The organism is Paenibacillus sp. sgz302164 (assembly GCF_056120505.1).
Genome location: NZ_JBVYOL010000005.1, coordinates 47,821 through 64,359, shown reverse-complemented (window position 1 = coordinate 64,359; position 16,539 = coordinate 47,821). Strand labels below are relative to the sequence as shown.

The window sequence follows — 16,539 nt, the reverse complement described above, 5'->3', positions numbered from 1 at the left end:
GGAGGAGCAGCATGGCCCTGTTTAAAAATAGCTTTCGCGTATTCGATATTCATGCGCATTTGCCTTATCCGCTTCCGATCGGCACGAAGAGTGAGGTGTTCGACCGGGAAAGAACCCGGCGGTCCGAACGGATGAGGCTGTCCTGGGATTTTCCGGCCGCTTCGGCCGCTCCGGCCGACGAAGTGCAGGATCAGCGGCCGCTGATCGACCGCTGGATCGAGGAGCTTGACAAGTACTCGATCGGCGGCATCAACTTTTTGACGGCCTGGGGCAACGATGATTTGGCCCGGCAAATCCGCAAATACCCGGACCGGTTTACGGGATTTGCCCATCATTCGATCGAGGAGCCGAACGCCGCTGAAGAGCTGAAACGGGCCGTCGATACGCTCGGATTGAAAGGCTACAAGCTCTTCGGTCCGCTCGTCGAGCTCCCGTTCCACGATCCGAAGCTCACGCCCGTGTGGCGCTTCCTGGCGGAGCGCAAGCTCCCGGTGCTGATCCATTTCGGCATATTGGGCCATACAGGGGGCATCGTTCAGCATTTGAACATTAACCCGCTGTCGATTTTCAACGTTGCCCGGGAATACCCGGACATTCCTTTCATCATCCCGCATTTCGGGGCCGGATATTTTCAAGAGCTGCTGCACTTATGCTGGAGCTGCCCGAACGTCTACATCGATACGTCAGGCTCGAATCAATGGATCCGCTGGAGCCCGTACGAGCTGACGCTGGAGACGCTGTTCCGCAAAACGTACGAGCTGATCGGGCCGGAACGCATCATTTTCGGCACCGATTCCAGCACGTTTCCGCGAGGATTCGTGTACCGGTATTTACAGGACCAGGTGCGCGTATGCCGGGATTTGCGCTTTGCGGAAGCGGAAATCGAACTTATTTTCGGAGATAATGCGCGAAAGCTGCTGCAGGTCGGGTCTTACGCGCTTTCAGGCGGAAGGGAGCGGGTATAAATGGCGTTTGCGGCGCGCATGGCAACAAATTGGATCGCGACTTCGCTGGGAGCCGCTTTGCTGCTTTCCGGCTGTTCGGCCGGGGGCAGCCAATCGGCTTCAAATGCGGCGGCTAACGGCACGGCCGCTCCCCAAACGGCTGTAAGCGGCGACGAGGAGAAGGTGACGCTCGAATACTGGCAGTACCAGTATCCGGCCAAAGTGGAGCTGGTCAATCAACTGATCGAAGATTTTCAAAAGAAGTACCCTCATATTACAGTGAAGCAAACGAACTTTCCTTACGACCAGTACAATGAAAAAGTCGCCACACTCGTGCCGGCAGGCAAAGGGCCGGACATCATTAACCTGTACTACGGCTGGCTGCCCAAATACGTAGCTTCCGGCTACTTGCAGCCGCTGCCTGCCAGCGCTTTTCCCGAGGACAAAATCAAGTCGGAGTTTTTCCCGTTCGTCGAAACGGCCAAGCTGAACGGAAACTATTATGCCATTCCGACGGCGGTGCGGACGCTGGCGCTCTTTTATAACAAAGATTTGTTCGTCAAAGCGGGTCTCGACCCGGCGAGGCCCCCTGCAACGTGGGATGAGCTTGTCTCCTACGGCAAAAAGCTGACGGAAAAAGACAGCAAGGGCCAGTTCGTCGTCGAAGGCATCGCCTGGCAGCCGGGGGCGCAGCTGCACCATTGGTTCCGCGATGCGCTCGTCTATCAGGCCGGGGGCAAAGATATCAGCGACGACCGGCGGCGGATTTTATGGAACGAATCGCCAGCCGGGCTGGAGGCTTTCAAATATTTGATCGATTTGTCGCTCGTGCATCAGCTCGGCACGAAAGATTTTTATAACGACGACATCACGGCGTTCAAAGGCGGGCATGCGGCGATGAACATCGACGGCTCTTTCCAGCTCGGCGGTTTGAAGAAGGATGCGCCGAACCTGAATTATGCGATTGCGCCGCTGCCGTCCTACAAGGAGAAAGCGACACAGGTTTCGTTCTGGGCCAATGCGATTACCAAAAACGTGCAGGGGAAAAAGCTGGAGGCGGCCGCCACCTTTTTGCAGTATGTAACGAGCAAAGAAGTTCAGGAGCAATGGGCGGAAAAAGTCGGGGAGCTGCCGGCCAAAAAAGACGTAGCTCTGCAGGACAAATATACGAAGGATGAGAAGCTGGGCCCGTTTATTCGGCAGCTATCGTATGCGCACGCGCATTTCTTTGTCGATGAGAAGCTGGAGCGGGATTATTTCACCCAGGCTGTCGACGAAGTCGTGCTGAACAAAGTTCCTTATGAACAGGCGTTCGCCGATTTGATCAAGAAGACGCAAAAGCTGTATGACGATTATTGGGCGAAGCAGGACAAAAAGTAATGGTCAGGAATAAATACATATTCGTTTACAGCTGCTTGCTGCTCCCGCTGCTTTTTTTCCTTGGCATTCGGATCGTGCCGATTTTGTATTCGTTTAACATCAGCCTGCGGGAATGGGACATGCTTTCGGAGACGAAGCCATTTGTCGGCTTGCAAAATTTTATCCGTCTGTTCCAGGACGAAGTGTTTATCGCTGCCATTCGAAATACGCTCGTTTATGTGCTCGCCGGCGTGCCGCTGCAGCTGCTCGCGGGGCTGGTCATCGCTTTGCTGCTGCAGCGCGTGAACCGGTGGAAAGGATTTTTTCGAACGCTCTATTTTATTCCTTATATTACAAGCGTGGTGGCGGTTAGCTGGGTGTTCCGCTGGATATTGATGAAGAACGGCATCGTTAACGCTGTTCTTTTGCAGCTTGGCATCGAGCCGCAGCTTTTTCTCGGCTCCCCGACCCAGAGCATTTATGTCATTATCGGCGTGCTGATTTGGCAGAGCGCCGGATTTCAAATGCTCATCTTTTTGACCGGGCTGGAGGCGATCCCGAAGTTTTATGAGGAAGCCGCCGCCATTGACGGCGCGAACGCCTGGCAAAAGCTGTGGCACGTCACGCTGCCGCTGCTGAATCCCGTCATTCTTTTCTCGGTCGTCATTGCCAGCATCAGCTTCTTGCAATCGTTCACGCAGGTGCTGAATATGACGAATGGCGGTCCGCTGAATTCCACCGTTTCTTTAGTGCTGTATATTTACAATTTGGCTTTCAAGCATTTTGACATGGGAGAGGCCGCCGCCGCGTCGATCGTTTTGTTTGCGATGATTCTATCGCTATCGCTCGTTCAGATGAAAGTTTTGAGAAGGGGGGAGTAATTCTGGGCAGAGCGATTCGGCCGATCCTGCTCGGGCTCGGAAGCATATGGATGGTATTTCCGTTTGTGTGGATGATAGCGACATCGCTCAAAGTTCCCGCCGATGCGTATTCGCTTGATATTTTTCCGAAGCAAGCGACGTTCGCCAATTATGCCGAAGTATTCGTCAGAACTCCGTTTTCCCAGTGGGTGACGAACAGCTTCATCGTAGCGGTTGCGACAACGCTCAGCGTCTGCTTTTTTGACACGGTTATCGGGTACGTGTTGGCCAAATTTTCGTTTCGCGGCAAAAACGTCATATTTATCGCGATTCTCAGCACGCTGATGGTGCCTGCCGAAATGCTGATCATTCCCTGGTACTTGCTGACCGTGAAGCTCGGCTGGGTGGATTCGTACGCCGGCATTTTGTTCCCGGGCCTCATATCGGCTTTCGGCATTTTTCTGATGAAGCAGTTCATGGAATCGCTGCCGGAAGATTTGCTCGATGCCGCGAGAATGGACGGAATGAACGAATGGAACATCCTGCTTCGCATCGCGGTTCCGCTTGTCCGGCCGGCTGTTGCCACATTGTGCATTTTAACGTTTCTCGGGAGCTGGAACGCGTTTATATGGCCGCTGATCGTGACCCAAACGCCGGAAAGACTGACGATTCCCGTCGGCATCTCGTTTTTTTCAAGCGAGCTCAAGGACAGCAGCAGTTGGGTGCTGATCATGACGGGGGCTTCCGTATCGGTCATCCCGCTTATTGTTTTGTTTTTCTTTTTTCAAAAGCAAATTATTCGCGGAATTGCCCTCACAGGGTTCAAGTGACGGTAAAACCGGAATTTTCGCAAAAGCTTGTCCGGGGAGCGGAATGCTGTCGGATCAGGCTTTTTTTGCGTTGTTCGGCTGGGCTTGGGCGGATTTAATAATAATTTAATAATTGTTTCACAATTGTTTTATTTATAATGATTATGATTTGTTTTGTAAAGGAGCTGTACAGAAGTTAAGGAGGAAGGTCCTGTGGGGAAAAGAAATCCGCGAATCATGATACTGACTGCCAGCTACGGGGACGGCCATTTACAGGCGGCTCGCGCGCTGAAGCAAAGCTTGTTGCAGCAAGGGGCCGCAGACGTACAGGTCATCGATTTAATGAAAGCTGCGCATCCGCTGCTGAATACGATCTCGACCAGCCTCTACATAGCCAGTATGCAAACGTCCCAATACGGGGCGGATTACTACGGCTGGGGCTACTATAAAACGCGCGATACGGATTCCAACCATCCATGGGCCCGATACTTGAACCGATTGGGGAAAAAGAAATTAAGCGAGCTGATCCGAATCCATCGTCCCGATGCGATCATCAATGCGTTTCCTTACGGCGCCGCTTCGGAAATCGGCCGCGATTGGGGCATCCCCGTGTTTACGGTGCTTACCGACTATGCCTTGCATTCGCGCTGGATGCATCCCAATACGGATAAATACTATGTGGCTGCGGAAGAGCTTAGAACCGAGCTAGCCGCCAAAGGCGTCCCGCGCGGGCGGGTTGAAGTAAGCGGCATACCGGTCAGATCGGCATTTTACGGTGCGGCGGATACGAATAACGGCTTTCGCGAGCTGCTGGACCCTTCCAAAGAAACGGTGCTGATTGCAGCGGGCGCTTACGGCGTGCTCGATCAAATCGAAGAGATGGCGGATTCGCTGTTGAAAAAGGCGGCTTGCACGCTGGCGATCGTCTGTGGTCGAAACCGGAAACTTGAATATAAATTAAAGGAGATGTTTGCGGGGAATCCGAACGTCCGCGTTTTCGGATTTGTCGACAACGTCCATGAGCTTATGGCGCTTGCTTCCTGTATCATTACGAAAGCGGGAGGGCTTACGCTGTCCGAAGCTTTGACGCTTGGGCTTCCCGTGTTTGTCTATAAACCGTTCGACGGGCAGGAGAAGGAAAATGCATTATTTTTTATGAACAAAGGCATCGGGCAAATTTCGAACAGCCTTCCGGAGCTCGAAGAGCAGATCGTCCGATACTTATCGGACCGTTCGGGGGCAGCGCATATGAGGAAACAAATGACGGCTCTGCGCAAGGGAAGAGCGGCCGATACGATCGCCGGCGATGTGTTCCGCGCCATTGAGCGTTCGGCAAAACGCCCGCGCGTGCCTGAGGCAAGAAGGAGAGGATTCGTATGGCCGAGCATCGATTCGTTCAAACTGAGATGGAGCAATTTTTGGAGTATGTCCATCAAATTGAGGCAAAAATAACGGAATTGATTTTGAAAACAACGTTGACGGAGCAAGAAAAACAATACATTTTGGACCATATATTGATCGTACCGGGCAAATCCGACGGGAATTGGACGGGGCGAAATGAGCGTTGAAGCGGATGCGGCAAAAGTCAAGCGGTTCAACCGGTCCGTCAGCATTGCGGGACTGGTTCTCATCGCCGTCGTCGCCCTCGGGTATGGATATGTACTGCATACGGGAGATGCTCAAAGCTGGCTGAAATCGATTCAAAACCTGGGCGGCTCCGGCGTCCTTATCGGCATTGCGGTCCAGACGCTGGTCAACATGTTCCCGCTTCCGGGCGAATTCACTTCCCTTGTCCTGATGGAAATTTACGGCCCCGTATGGGGAGGGATTTATTCATGGATAGGGGGAGTGACAGGCGCCGTCGGCGGATTTTATCTCGCGAAGTGGGTAGCCAGGCCATTCTTCAGCCAACTGGCGTCCCCCATTCTCCATAAAGTAGATGAACTGGTCGCCAAGCGGGAAGTGGCTGGGCTGCTCGCGCTTCGTTTTGCCCCGTTTGTTCCTTACCATCTGGCGAATTACGCCGCAGGGCTGCTGAAAGTGAAGCTGTGGAGCTTCGTGTGGACGGCTGGCGTCGGAATTTTGCCATATACGGTCGCCATGAGCGGAATTTACGCCGGGGTCAGGAAGGGCTCGATGGGATGGGGCATTGCGGGCGGAACGATTTTTGTTCTGCTTGCGGGAATCGGCTGGTATGCGAGGCGGAGAAAACAGCGTCAAACTATTTGCCAAAAGGAAATGGATTTGCGATAATGCGCATAGGACATGATTGTAGATGGGATGTGCATAATGTTGGAAAAAAATATCGTAGCTTTCATAGGTTCCTATGCAGATTCAAGTACACCAGGGGTATATGCATGCAAGTACGATGCGGAAACCGGAAGCCTTGAGCTGATCGGCCAAACGGCAGGGCTGCAAAATCCGACTTTCCTCGACATCGATGCGGCTAATAAGAGATTATACGCCATTTCCGAGGGCATCGGTGCGGACAATCAGCGCTGCGGCGCCGCGGCAGCCTTTGCTTTTGATCCCGCAACCGGAACGCTGTCGCTGCTGAACGAAGAGATCACAGTGCCGGCAACGACTTGTCATATTATTTTGGATCATACCGGAGAGTGCTTGATGGTTTCCAGCTATCACGGCGGCATGGCCGGGTTGTCGCCTGTGCTGGAGGACGGGCGAATCGGTGCGGCCGCGGACATTCGGCAGCATCATGGCTCCAGCGTCCTTCCCGTGCAGGACCGCCCGCGCGTGCATTCCGTGTTCATCGACCGGAACAACCGGTTTGCCGGCGTTTGCGATCTGGGTTTGGATCGCATCTTTATGTATCGGCTTGACGCCGCCGCGCATCGCCTCATCCCTCACAATGAGGTCGCAGTTGCGCCGGGTTCGGGGCCGCGGCATTTTGCGTTTCACCCTTCGTTTGCATACGGGTACCTCATTAACGAGCTGAATGCTACGATAACGGCGTTCTCGTATGACGAAGAACTGGGCGAATTGCGCGAAATCCAAACCGTACCTACGCTGCCGGACTCGTATGAGGGGGAAAACTCCTGCGCGGACATTCACGTTTCTCCGGACGGAAAGTTTTTGTACGGATCCAATCGGGGGCATGACAGCATCGTCGTATATGCCATCGATCAGGCCTCCGGCCGGCTCGCCTTCGTCGAGCACGTGTCGACGCTGGGCGGCCATCCGCGCAATTTCGCGATTTCGCCGGATGGACGTTTCCTGCTGGCGGCAAATCGGGACGGCGGCAGCATCGTGACGTTTGCCAGGGACGCCGCCACCGGCAAGCTCGTTCCGACGGGAGCGGTGTTCCACGTGTCGAAGCCGGTGTGCTTGAAGTTCGCCGCGTTTGAATGAGCTTGAACGATTGAACGCCCTCGGCCCCTTGTGCCGGGGGCTTTTTTTGTTTCTGTTGTGACATTTGTCACATGAAAATAAGTCCATTCTTTGTATATTGGACGCAAGACGATCTTTCAGACATGCGTTGACAGCTAATGTACGAGAAAAGCATACGATGGAGGTGTGTGAGGCGATGATTACTTGCGAGCAATGCGGCAAAACCAACGGGCACGGCGAAATCGGGACAAATTGGGTCTGCGAGGACTGCAAAATGGGCGAGGACGAAACTCCCCGCCAGCCGGACGAGGCCCCGGGGAAGGAAGCGAAGACTGGGCAGAATCAGGAGTAAGGCGGGAGGCGGGCGCAAAGCGGGCTGAAGTAGGAGTGAGGCGGAAGGCGGGCGCAAAGTGGGCTGAAGTAGGTGTGAGGCGAAGGCGGGCAAGTGGGCTGAAGTAGGAGTAAGGTGGAAGTGCGTCGGGACACGTCCACCTTGTGACCTCACCGGGTGCCGCGCCTCTGTAGGAGCCACTTCCCTGGGAGCCACCTCTTTGGGCGCTGCCTCGTGGGAGCCGCTTCCCTGGGCCACCTCTCTGGCCCCGCCATCCTGGGCGCCATCTCCCCGGGAGCCATCTCCCCGGGGGATGAGGAAAAGGGAGGCCCAGAGGAGGGGCCTTCCAGAGTGGTGACAAACAACGTTCGCGTGGGCGATTTTCGCGGAGCCTGACTCGCGCGTCGCCCCTGGAACGATGGGAAAATCGTTGCTGGAGCCGCGGGGGAGCTTCGAACGATGGCAAACATCGTTCGAGCGAGCGATCCTGCGCAAAAAAAACTGCAAAAGTACATCTTTTTGCGCGTTGATGCACTCGCTGAGAAAAATTCCTGCAAAAGTGCAGGCTTTTCGCGGAAATCTGGTGCCCAGCCCTGTCCTGCGCAAAAATTCCTGCACAATCGCAGGCTTTTCCTACAAACGGACCGTTTCTTGAGAAAATTCCTGCACAATTGCAGGTTTTCCCGCTATCGCGCCAAATTGGTTGCGCTTTCAAACCTTTGGAGCGGAAAAAACACAAAATAATCCTCGACGCCCAACAAAATAATCTCCCATGCCACCAAATTAGCTTACGACGACCAACAAAATACTCTACGATGCCCAGCAAATTAACCTGCGAAACCAACAAAATACTCTACCATACCCAACAAACTAACCTACGATGCTCAACAACTGAGCCTGCGATAACCAACAAATTAATCTTCACTGCCAACAAATTCCCCTTCTTATCCCCACTTATGCGGTAACAGTGACCTAGAAAAACGAAATTTACTTGTCGGAGCTTGTTTGGGTGGAACTTTTTTGAATAGGTGGTGTGGGGGCATCGCGAAGGATTGTACAAGGCTCCGGGATTTTTGTGGGAACTGCTTTCGGTCGTTTTAGGACAGCATACGGGGAGCGGTTGGTCAACAAAAAAGGACGCCTCCGTTTGCGGAGGCGTCTTTTTGATTCAGGATAGCGTGTTGTACTGATACAAGACTTCGCCTGATTTGGATTTGCCTGCGGCTTGGTTGCCGGGTGAAACGACGGTGCAATGCTGTAAAATCCAGTCGGTGTATGGCATTTTTCTGCCGAAGCCGGAGTTCTGGGGCAGCAGGAAGTATTTGACTTTCCCTTCCTGGGCGAGCTGCTGGAGCTGATCCTTCGTCAGTATCGGATCGGAGCCGCTGAAGCCGCCCAAGGTGAGAACGGGCAGGCCGGTATTGAGAATGAGCGGCGATGAAGTTTGCGCCGACGGCGTCGCCACCAGGTAGTCGCCGCTGGTGTAGTGCGCCTGGAGGAAGGAAGTCAGACTTTCTTCCTCCTTCGACTGCAGGCTCGCCGTATGGCGGCTAGCCAGTTCCGGACCGGCGACCGGGTCGGAGCCGCCGGCGCCATAGTATGCCGGTGTCGCCGACCAGACGACCGGACCGGTCAAAAGCGCGAGCAGGCAGGAGCCTTTCGCGATAAAGCCGATGAAGCGGCTGCGTTCTTTTCGCAGCAGCAGGAATGCCGCCAGGGCGGCGAGGGACACGACGGTCAGCCCGCCGATGACGTAAGCGAGCGGCTGGCCGAGCCCCTTATAGCTGAGCGCTATCGTGACCGCAAGCGCAGCCGTGGCGGGCAGCGCCGCAAAAAGCAGCCAGACGCTCCGCTTGCTGTTGGCCGCATACCGCCAAAGCTGTACGAGTCCTGCTCCTGAGAGCGCGGCGATAGAGGGGGCCATCATGACGGTGTAATAACGATGGAACATAGTAGCCATACTAAAAAATACCGCCATCGGCACAAGCCACGCCAGCCAGAACAGGACGTGCCTGTGCTGCGCGCTAAGTCTGGAAGGCCTGTGCAGCGGGGCTCTCCACAGCAGAGCGGCCGCACCTAGCAAGGCCAGCGGCAGCAGCCAGCCGACTTGCCCGCCAAGATCGGGCGTCAGCAGCCGGAATAGGCCCGCTTTGGCAGCGCCGCCGCGGCTGTAGTCCCTGGCGCCTGAATCGGCCGCATCATGGGAAGCCGCAGTTGAAGCCGTCCGCTGAAGCCCGCTCGCGGCTTCAAAATTCGCGCGCGGACCTTCCGCAGAAGCAGTCCAGGCATCAGCCCTTGCACCGGCGTTAGCTCCTGCCCAGGTTCCAGCACTACTTCCAGTTCCGGCATCACCCGCCGTACCAGCACTAGCTCGCGCCTTGGTTTCACCCGTTATCCCAGCGTCAGCCGCCGCCTTTGTTTCACCTATAGTCGCAGCCCCGGCTCCTGCCCTTGTCCCATCACTCGTCCCGGACTCGGTTCCGCCTTTGGAACCCGCAAACAGATGGGACGTTTGCGAAAAGCGGTCCGCCGCGTTGTGCTCCAAGGCGAGCTCAAGGACGGAGTTGCCTTTGGTGCTGCCGACGTACGGGCGCTCATTTTGCGGGGTGAGATCGACGGCGAACGCCCAGGATAAAGAGACGACCGCCAAAGTGACAGCGGCGAACGTGAACTGTTTGAGCTTGCTTCTCCAGTTGAACCCCGGAGCAAGCAGCACAAACAAAAAGAACGCCGGCAGCACCAGGTAGGCTTCCATCATTTTGATGTTGAAGCCGATGCCGATCATCGCCGCGGCAGCGATGGTCCAGCGGACCACGCGGCCGGTTTCCGCCGCTCTGAACAGCATCCAGGCCGCGAGCAGAACGGCGAGCACGAGCGTGCCGTCAATCGTGTTGTTGCGCGCCGCGGCGACGGAAATCGGCGTTACCGCCAGGATCAGCGCCGCGATCAGACCGCTGGCGGTGCCGAACACTTTGCCGACCAAACGATAGATCAGCACGACGGACAAAAGGGCCGCTGCGATTTGCGGGAGCATTAGGGCCCAGCCGTGAAATCCGAACACGGCCGCACTAATAGCCTGCAGCCAGAATCCGAAAGGCGGCTTGTCGACGGTCACGAAACCGCCGGGATCGTAGGCCAAATAAAAGAAATTGTGCCAGCTTTCCAGCATGCTTTTCACGCCTGCCGCATAATACAGATTTCCGTATCCTTCCTGGTTCAGCCGATACGTATTCAGGGCAAGGGAAAGCAGTACAATGGCTGATAGCATTACATGTTTCGGGCGAATGTTACCAAATAAACGTCTTGACGGCATTGCTGGCCTCCTCCTCGGCATTTGTTCGTTTCCCCCAATATACCCACCGCGGATGACAAAAAGCTGAAAAAAACCTTAAAACAAAATAAGTTCTGTCTGGCCGGCGGTCGTGCGGTGCAGTTGATCATCGTTTACGTGAGCGGTACGGTGAAATGTCCGAGGTCTACTTCGCCGTCCCGGTCTCCCGGTAGCGCTGCGGCGAGACACTTTTGCAGGTATTGCTGGTTGCCAAGTAGCTTCACAAAGCCGCCGGTGCTATCGAGCCGGTGAAAACCATCGTAGTTGAGGCGCAAACGTCTGGAACGTCGGCAGTAAGCAAAAAGCCTGCGAAAGTGCAGGCTTTTTGCTCGTTGATACGCTGACGGAAGAAGTATTCCTGCAATTGTGCAGTTTTTTTCGCTAAATGTGGGGTTCAGGCCCGGGTATAGTCGAAAATTCCTGCACAATCGCAGGCTTTTTCGCCGAACGGGGTGCTGCTCTGGAAAAAGCCTGTACTTTTGCAGGTTTACGCGCCGCCAAGTAGCATCACAAAGCCGCCGGCGCCACCGAGCCGGTGAAAACCGACGTTGCGCAGCAGGCGCAAACGGCCCGCTTTCATCGTCCCCTCACAGCAGAGCATGTCGATGTGAGTTTCCGCGGTCACGCGTGTGGGAATCATCGCTCCGGGAACGTAAACGGCCGGCTTCGGCGGCGTAGAAAAGACCCCGCAGCAGGGTCCGGCGATCTGAGTCTCCCGGAGGCAGGTTTTTGTAGTCGGTGTCCCGCAGCTTTATTCGGCTGTGATGATGGCTTTGACCCGGCCGACGGCTCCGCTTTGCAGCCTAACTTTAACCCCGTGCGGGTGATAGGGCGAGTTGGTCAAAATATCTTTTACGACACCGCGGGTCAATTGTCCTGTGGTCTGGTCTTTTTTCAAAACGATATCTACAAGCAGTCCGGGCCGTAAGGCCGACCGCTGTTGTCCGCCAGTGCTCATGCTTGCGCGCGCTCCTTTCTATGCTTGCCGGATGCCCTCTATCATATAGCAAGTGCAAGCTCAATGCAAAACACTTTAAATCCGGAGTTTTGTTGGAATTTTGTTGGAGTCTTGGCGGCGTTTTATTAATGCTTGTTGACATAGGACGAGCTGCGATGAGTTATAATTTTCATGAAGCAAGCATCCCGGTTCTTTTTGGCGCAATCCCCATGCAAGTTGGCGCGAACCGCAATGAAAGCGGCGGTGCCATTCGATAAGATGATTATCAAGGAGGCCATCGTAATGATAAAAGCGTTGATGTTGTTTACGGACATGGCATGTTCGTCCGGATCGGGGGAGCTATGGTCAAACAACTGAAGACAGCGCAGTACATTTGCGACACCCAAATTCCTTTTAACATCGCCAGATACTACCATGATGAGCACAATATGCCGGTCGATCATTCGCATGATTTTATTGAGCTTGTTTTTCTGGTAAGCGGCAGCGCCCGGCACTTGTTCGAGGGCGAGAGCTATCCGATCCGGTCGGGAGACGTTTTTATTATTAATCCCGGGGAGGTTCACGCTTACCGGACGGAGCCGGGGGAAAGAATCGAAATTATCAACTGCCTGTTTACGCCCGGGCTTATTCACGAGTCGCTGCTGCGCGAGCTGGGCGTTTCGCAGTCGATGGATTATTTTTACGTGCATCCTTTTCTCGATGTTAGAGAGCGCTTTCATCATCGCTTGAATTTGAGCGGAGGGAAGGCGGGGCAGGTGTTGAGTTTGCTGGAAGCGATGATGGCGGAATGGGAGCCGCACCGGCCTGGATACTCGACTGTCATCAAGCTGCAGCTGCTTCAACTGCTTATTTTGCTTTCGCGCTTTTATGCAGAGAGCGTGACGGCTTGCAAGAAGCCGGCCCGCGAGGGCGAGCATACGCTTTTGGTCAGGCGGATCACAGGCTTTTTGGAGCGGCATTTTGACAAGAAACTGGCGGTTCCCGATTTATGCGGTCTTTTCCATATCAGCAACCGGCAGCTGAACCGGATTTTCAAGCAGGAAAGCGGGCAAACCGTAACGGAATGCATCCATCAAATCCGCATCGAGCGGGCAAAGCAGTATTTGGTTGAAGGCAACGATAAGGTGATTCAAATTGCGCATAAGGTGGGCTATGAAGACCCTGCCTTTTTCACGCAGCTGTTCCGGCGCATCGTCGGCTGCTCGCCCGGGCAATACCGGGATGCACATGGGGAGGTTCAGGATTTTATATGACACGGAGGGATGCGGATTGGTTTTAAAAGTCGGGGTTGTCGGTGTAGGCAATATCGGATCGATTCATGCCGGCGTGTACAAGGAGCACCCGAAAACGGAGCTTGCGGCGGTATGCGACATTGTCAAAGAGAAGGCGGATGCGGCGGGAGCCAAATTCGGCTGCAGAGCTTTTTACAGTGTCCGGGAGATGCTGGACAGCGGGATTGAGCTGGACGCTTGCAGTATGGCGACCAAAGGGGAGGAAAATGGGGGCGAGCATTACGGGCCGACGATGGAGCTTTTGCATGCGGGGATTCCGGTGCTTGGCGAAAAGCCGATTTCCAACCGCATCGACGAGGGAGAGCGCATGGTGGCGCTGGCGAAGGACAACCAACTGCCCTACGGCGTTAACCTCAATCACCGCTTCACCCCCGCCGCTCTGAAGGCCAAAGGGTGGATCGAGGAGGGGCGGCTCGGGAAACTGCATATGATCAATATGAAAATGTGGATCAACAATCCGGTGGAGACGTCGCCGTGGTTCCATTTGCGGGCGCTGCATCCTCATTCTTTTGATGTCATTCGGTATTTTTGCGGGGATGTCCGCAGAGTCGGGGCGTTCATGATGAAAGGGGAGGGTCGAACCATTTGGTCCAATGCCCAGATCATCATGGAATTTGAAAATGGCGCTATCGGCCATCTCATGGGCAGCTATGACGCCGGGGCGAGCTACGGCCTGGAGTGCGCGGAAGTAGTCGGGTCCAAAGGACGGTTTGTGCTGGAAGACGCTTGCGAGCGCTTGACTTATTTCCCGAGAAATAGCATCGAAACGGAATCGTACCGTTATTTGGGAGGGATGCGTGCTTTTCCGGAAACGTTCAAAAGCCGCATAAGCGACTGGATCGAGCAGCTTGACGCGAAAACCGCATACGACCAAATCCACGGCTCCGGCGAGGATGCGCTCAAAGCGCAGTATATCATTGAAGCGGCCATTCGTTCTTTTGAAACGTCGCGTATTGTTGAACTTTGAGCCAGGACTTCTCGAAGGGAGAGAAAAGCCAATGATACAACTCGGTATTAATTCGGTATTGTTCAAAGAGTTCGATTTCGCAACCGCGGCCAAACATATCCGGCTGTGCGGCTATGACGGCGTCGAAGTGTCGGCGATTAAAGACATGTGCGAGCACCTGGAGCTGGACCGCTGGCGGGAGCAGGCTCCCGATATCCGGCGTATTGCGGAGGAGCACGGGCTCAAGCTGCTTTCGATGGAAGTGGCGGCGCTGGATGAGTCCAGGCTGGCGCTTGCTTTCGAGGCGGCGCAGGAGCTAGGCATTCCGATCGTCAATGTCGGGCCGGGCGGCAAATCGGGCGTGGAAGACGATCTCGCGGCTTCCATCGACAAACTGGCGCGGCTGTCGGAGCTGGCCGGCCGGCACGGCGTCACGCTCTGCGTGAAAGCGCACGTCGGTCAAGCCATCTACAACACGCCGACGACGCTTGCAGCGATGGCTCAGATCGAGGCGCGATCGTTCGGCATCGATATGGACCCGAGCCATATTTTTCGGGCGAGCGAGAACCCGGAAGAGGCGCTCTCGCAAGTGATCGGACGCGTCCGGCACGTTCATATCCGCGACTGCAAAGGCCGTCAGGCCGGTCCCGGACCGATCGAGGCGCAAGCTTGCGGGCGAGGAGATATCCGCCTGGCCGAATACTGCAAAGTGCTGGCGGAGAACGGTTACAGCGGTCCCGTTTGCCTGGAAGTCATTGGCGCCGGCGGCCACTCGCTTGCACAGGTTTCCATCGTAGCGGCGGAAAGCTGCGGGTATTTGAACGGTGTGCTGAAGTCGCTGGGAGTACGGTAAAGAGCACGGTAAAGCAGCGGGTTCAATCCTATTTTGCGAAAAAAGGAGCTTGCGAGATGACGCGAAAAAAAACGAATCTTCTTTTGCTCGGCATCGACAGCTTGCGCAGAGATCATATGAGCGGGTACGGCTACCATCGGCTGACGACGCCGCACCTGGACCGCTTCAGCGAAGGGGGCGTGCTGTTCGAGCAGCATATTTCACCGAGCATTCCGACGACTCCGGGATACGCTTCGATGCTGACCGGCATGGACTGCTTCGGCACCGATGTCGTTGCGCTCCGTCACGAAGGCCCGCTGGGCTCCCATATGGCGACGCTGGCCGAAGTGCTGGGAGCGGAAGGCTACCGGACGACCTGCATCGGGTTTACGGGCAATCCTTCCTCCCGGGGATTTCAGACGTATTTGGATTACGAAGCGTGGGGCATGGACGAAACCGGCAGATGTCCGAAAGCGGAAAATTTGAACAAAACGGCGATCCCCGAACTGAGGCGCCTGGGTGCCGCCGACAAGCCGTTTTTCCTGTTTTTGCGGCATATGGACCCGCATTCGCCGTATTTGCCGCCGAAGCCGTTTGAGCGGATGTTTTATGGCGGCGACGAGAAGGACCCGGACAATCGTTCGCTGGAAAAAATATACCAATTCAAGCCGTTCGCAGACTATTTCGCTTCGTGGTTTCCCGAAGGCTGCACGGACAGCGCCTATATCGACGACCAATATGACGGCGCCGTCGCTTACATGGATGCTTCCATTCAGTCGCTGTTTGCGGCTTTGGCGGCGCTGGGGCTGGAAGAAGAGACGCTGGTCATCGTCACCTCCGATCACGGGGAAACTTTGAACGAGCACGATTGCTATTACGACCATCACGGCTTGTACGAAACGAATTTGCGCATTCCGCTGATGCTGCGCCTTCCGGGCACGCTGCCGGCGGGCCTGAGAGTGCGCAGCCAAACGCAGATCAAGGACGTGATGCCGACCGTCCTGGAACTGCTCGGCGTGAAAAGCGGCATCGCCTTCGATGGGCGCAGCCTGCTGCCGCTCGTGCAGGGCGAAGCGTGGGAGCCGGAAAGCGAGGCGTACATCACCGAATGCACCTGGATGCGCAAGCACGGCTGGCGCACGCCGGAGTGGAAGCTGATCGTGGCTTTGGAGCCGGACCTGCATTTCAAGCCCGCCTTGGAGCTTTACAATTTGATCCGCGACCCGGAAGAACTGCGCAATGTCGCCGACGAGGAGCCGCAAATCGCAGCCCTGCTGCAAACGCGAATGATGTCCTATATCGAGCGGAGGGAAAAGCAGACCGGCCGCATGAACCCGATGGACACGAATCTCAACTGGCATGGAGGAAAAGGCGGGCCTTTCGTTTCCTCCCGGCAGGCGTACGAATCCATGCATATCGGCTCGTCGACGGTGGCCAAAAGGCTGCAGGCCAAAGCAGCGCATACCGAGCCGGGGCAGGAGCAGGCGCCGAACGATGCGGAAAAGCCGCATTCCGACAGGAGGTAGCTTGAG

The 16,539-nt window shown here is 55.5% G+C and carries 16 protein-coding genes; 13 read left to right on the top strand and 3 right to left on the bottom strand.

What is annotated here, in order from left to right:
• Positions 1–11: 11 nt before the first annotated feature.
• The 9 genes from AC0LWT_RS10095 (at position 12) to AC0LWT_RS10055 (ending at position 8,392) form a co-directional block, all read left to right on the top strand.
• Positions 12–965, top strand: a complete 954-nt coding sequence (locus AC0LWT_RS10095; protein ID WP_474681109.1) for an amidohydrolase family protein — start codon at positions 12–14, stop codon at positions 963–965.
• The gene (locus tag AC0LWT_RS10090) at positions 966–2,324 is read left to right on the top strand and encodes a sugar ABC transporter substrate-binding protein (protein WP_474681108.1); all 1,359 of its coding nucleotides are present in this window, start codon (positions 966–968) and stop codon (positions 2,322–2,324) included.
• A complete protein-coding gene (locus AC0LWT_RS10085; protein ID WP_474681107.1) occupies positions 2,324–3,184 on the top strand; it encodes a carbohydrate ABC transporter permease in 861 nt (286 codons plus the stop codon). Before AC0LWT_RS10090 ends, AC0LWT_RS10085 begins: the two co-directional genes overlap by 1 nt.
• A gap of 50 nt (positions 3,185–3,234) precedes the next feature.
• Positions 3,235–3,993 (top strand): carbohydrate ABC transporter permease, encoded by a 759-nt coding sequence (locus AC0LWT_RS10080; RefSeq protein ID WP_474681106.1) that lies wholly within the window; start codon positions 3,235–3,237, stop codon positions 3,991–3,993.
• A gap of 192 nt (positions 3,994–4,185) precedes the next feature.
• Positions 4,186–5,424 (top strand): MGDG synthase family glycosyltransferase, encoded by a 1,239-nt coding sequence (locus AC0LWT_RS10075; protein ID WP_474681105.1) that lies wholly within the window; start codon positions 4,186–4,188, stop codon positions 5,422–5,424.
• Between the two features lie 105 nt (positions 5,425–5,529).
• Entirely contained in the window at positions 5,530–6,225 is a 696-nt protein-coding gene (locus AC0LWT_RS10070; protein ID WP_474681104.1) for a TVP38/TMEM64 family protein, read from the top strand.
• Between the two features lie 27 nt (positions 6,226–6,252).
• Entirely contained in the window at positions 6,253–7,338 is a 1,086-nt protein-coding gene (locus AC0LWT_RS10065; RefSeq protein WP_474681103.1) for a lactonase family protein, read from the top strand.
• 175 nt (positions 7,339–7,513) lie between these two features.
• Complete coding sequence (locus AC0LWT_RS10060; RefSeq protein WP_474681102.1) at positions 7,514–7,669, top strand: hypothetical protein; 156 nt, start codon at positions 7,514–7,516, stop codon at positions 7,667–7,669.
• A gap of 438 nt (positions 7,670–8,107) precedes the next feature.
• On the top strand, positions 8,108–8,392 hold the full coding sequence (locus tag AC0LWT_RS10055) for a hypothetical protein (protein WP_474681101.1): 285 nt from the start codon (positions 8,108–8,110) through the stop codon (positions 8,390–8,392).
• Between the two features lie 424 nt (positions 8,393–8,816).
• Here AC0LWT_RS10055 and AC0LWT_RS10050 read toward each other — a convergent pair whose 3' ends face one another.
• The 3 genes from AC0LWT_RS10050 to AC0LWT_RS10040 form a co-directional block, all read right to left on the bottom strand.
• Complete coding sequence (locus AC0LWT_RS10050; RefSeq protein WP_474681100.1) at positions 8,817–10,961, bottom strand: glycosyltransferase family 39 protein; 2,145 nt, start codon at positions 10,959–10,961, stop codon at positions 8,817–8,819.
• A gap of 769 nt (positions 10,962–11,730) precedes the next feature.
• Positions 11,731–11,937, bottom strand: a complete 207-nt coding sequence (locus AC0LWT_RS10045) for a YwbE family protein (protein WP_474681099.1) — start codon at positions 11,935–11,937, stop codon at positions 11,731–11,733.
• A gap of 125 nt (positions 11,938–12,062) precedes the next feature.
• Positions 12,063–12,251, bottom strand: a complete 189-nt coding sequence (locus tag AC0LWT_RS10040; RefSeq protein WP_474681098.1) for a hypothetical protein — start codon at positions 12,249–12,251, stop codon at positions 12,063–12,065.
• A gap of 27 nt (positions 12,252–12,278) precedes the next feature.
• On the opposite strand from AC0LWT_RS10040, the gene AC0LWT_RS10035 reads away from it, so the two are divergent.
• The 4 genes from AC0LWT_RS10035 to AC0LWT_RS10020 are packed head-to-tail and all read left to right on the top strand — an operon-like array spanning position 12,279 to position 16,533.
• Complete coding sequence (locus AC0LWT_RS10035) at positions 12,279–13,190, top strand: AraC family transcriptional regulator (protein ID WP_474681097.1); 912 nt, start codon at positions 12,279–12,281, stop codon at positions 13,188–13,190.
• Positions 13,191–13,206: 16 nt separating this feature from the next.
• Complete coding sequence (locus AC0LWT_RS10030; RefSeq protein WP_474681096.1) at positions 13,207–14,196, top strand: Gfo/Idh/MocA family protein; 990 nt, start codon at positions 13,207–13,209, stop codon at positions 14,194–14,196.
• Between the two features lie 31 nt (positions 14,197–14,227).
• Positions 14,228–15,028: a sugar phosphate isomerase/epimerase family protein gene (locus tag AC0LWT_RS10025; RefSeq protein WP_474681095.1), complete on the top strand. Its 801-nt coding sequence runs from the start codon at positions 14,228–14,230 to the stop codon at positions 15,026–15,028.
• Between the two features lie 56 nt (positions 15,029–15,084).
• Positions 15,085–16,533 carry a sulfatase family protein gene (locus tag AC0LWT_RS10020; RefSeq protein WP_474681094.1) on the top strand — a complete coding sequence of 483 codons (1,449 nt, stop codon included), beginning with the start codon at positions 15,085–15,087 and terminating at the stop codon, positions 16,531–16,533.
• Positions 16,534–16,539 lie beyond the last annotated feature (6 nt).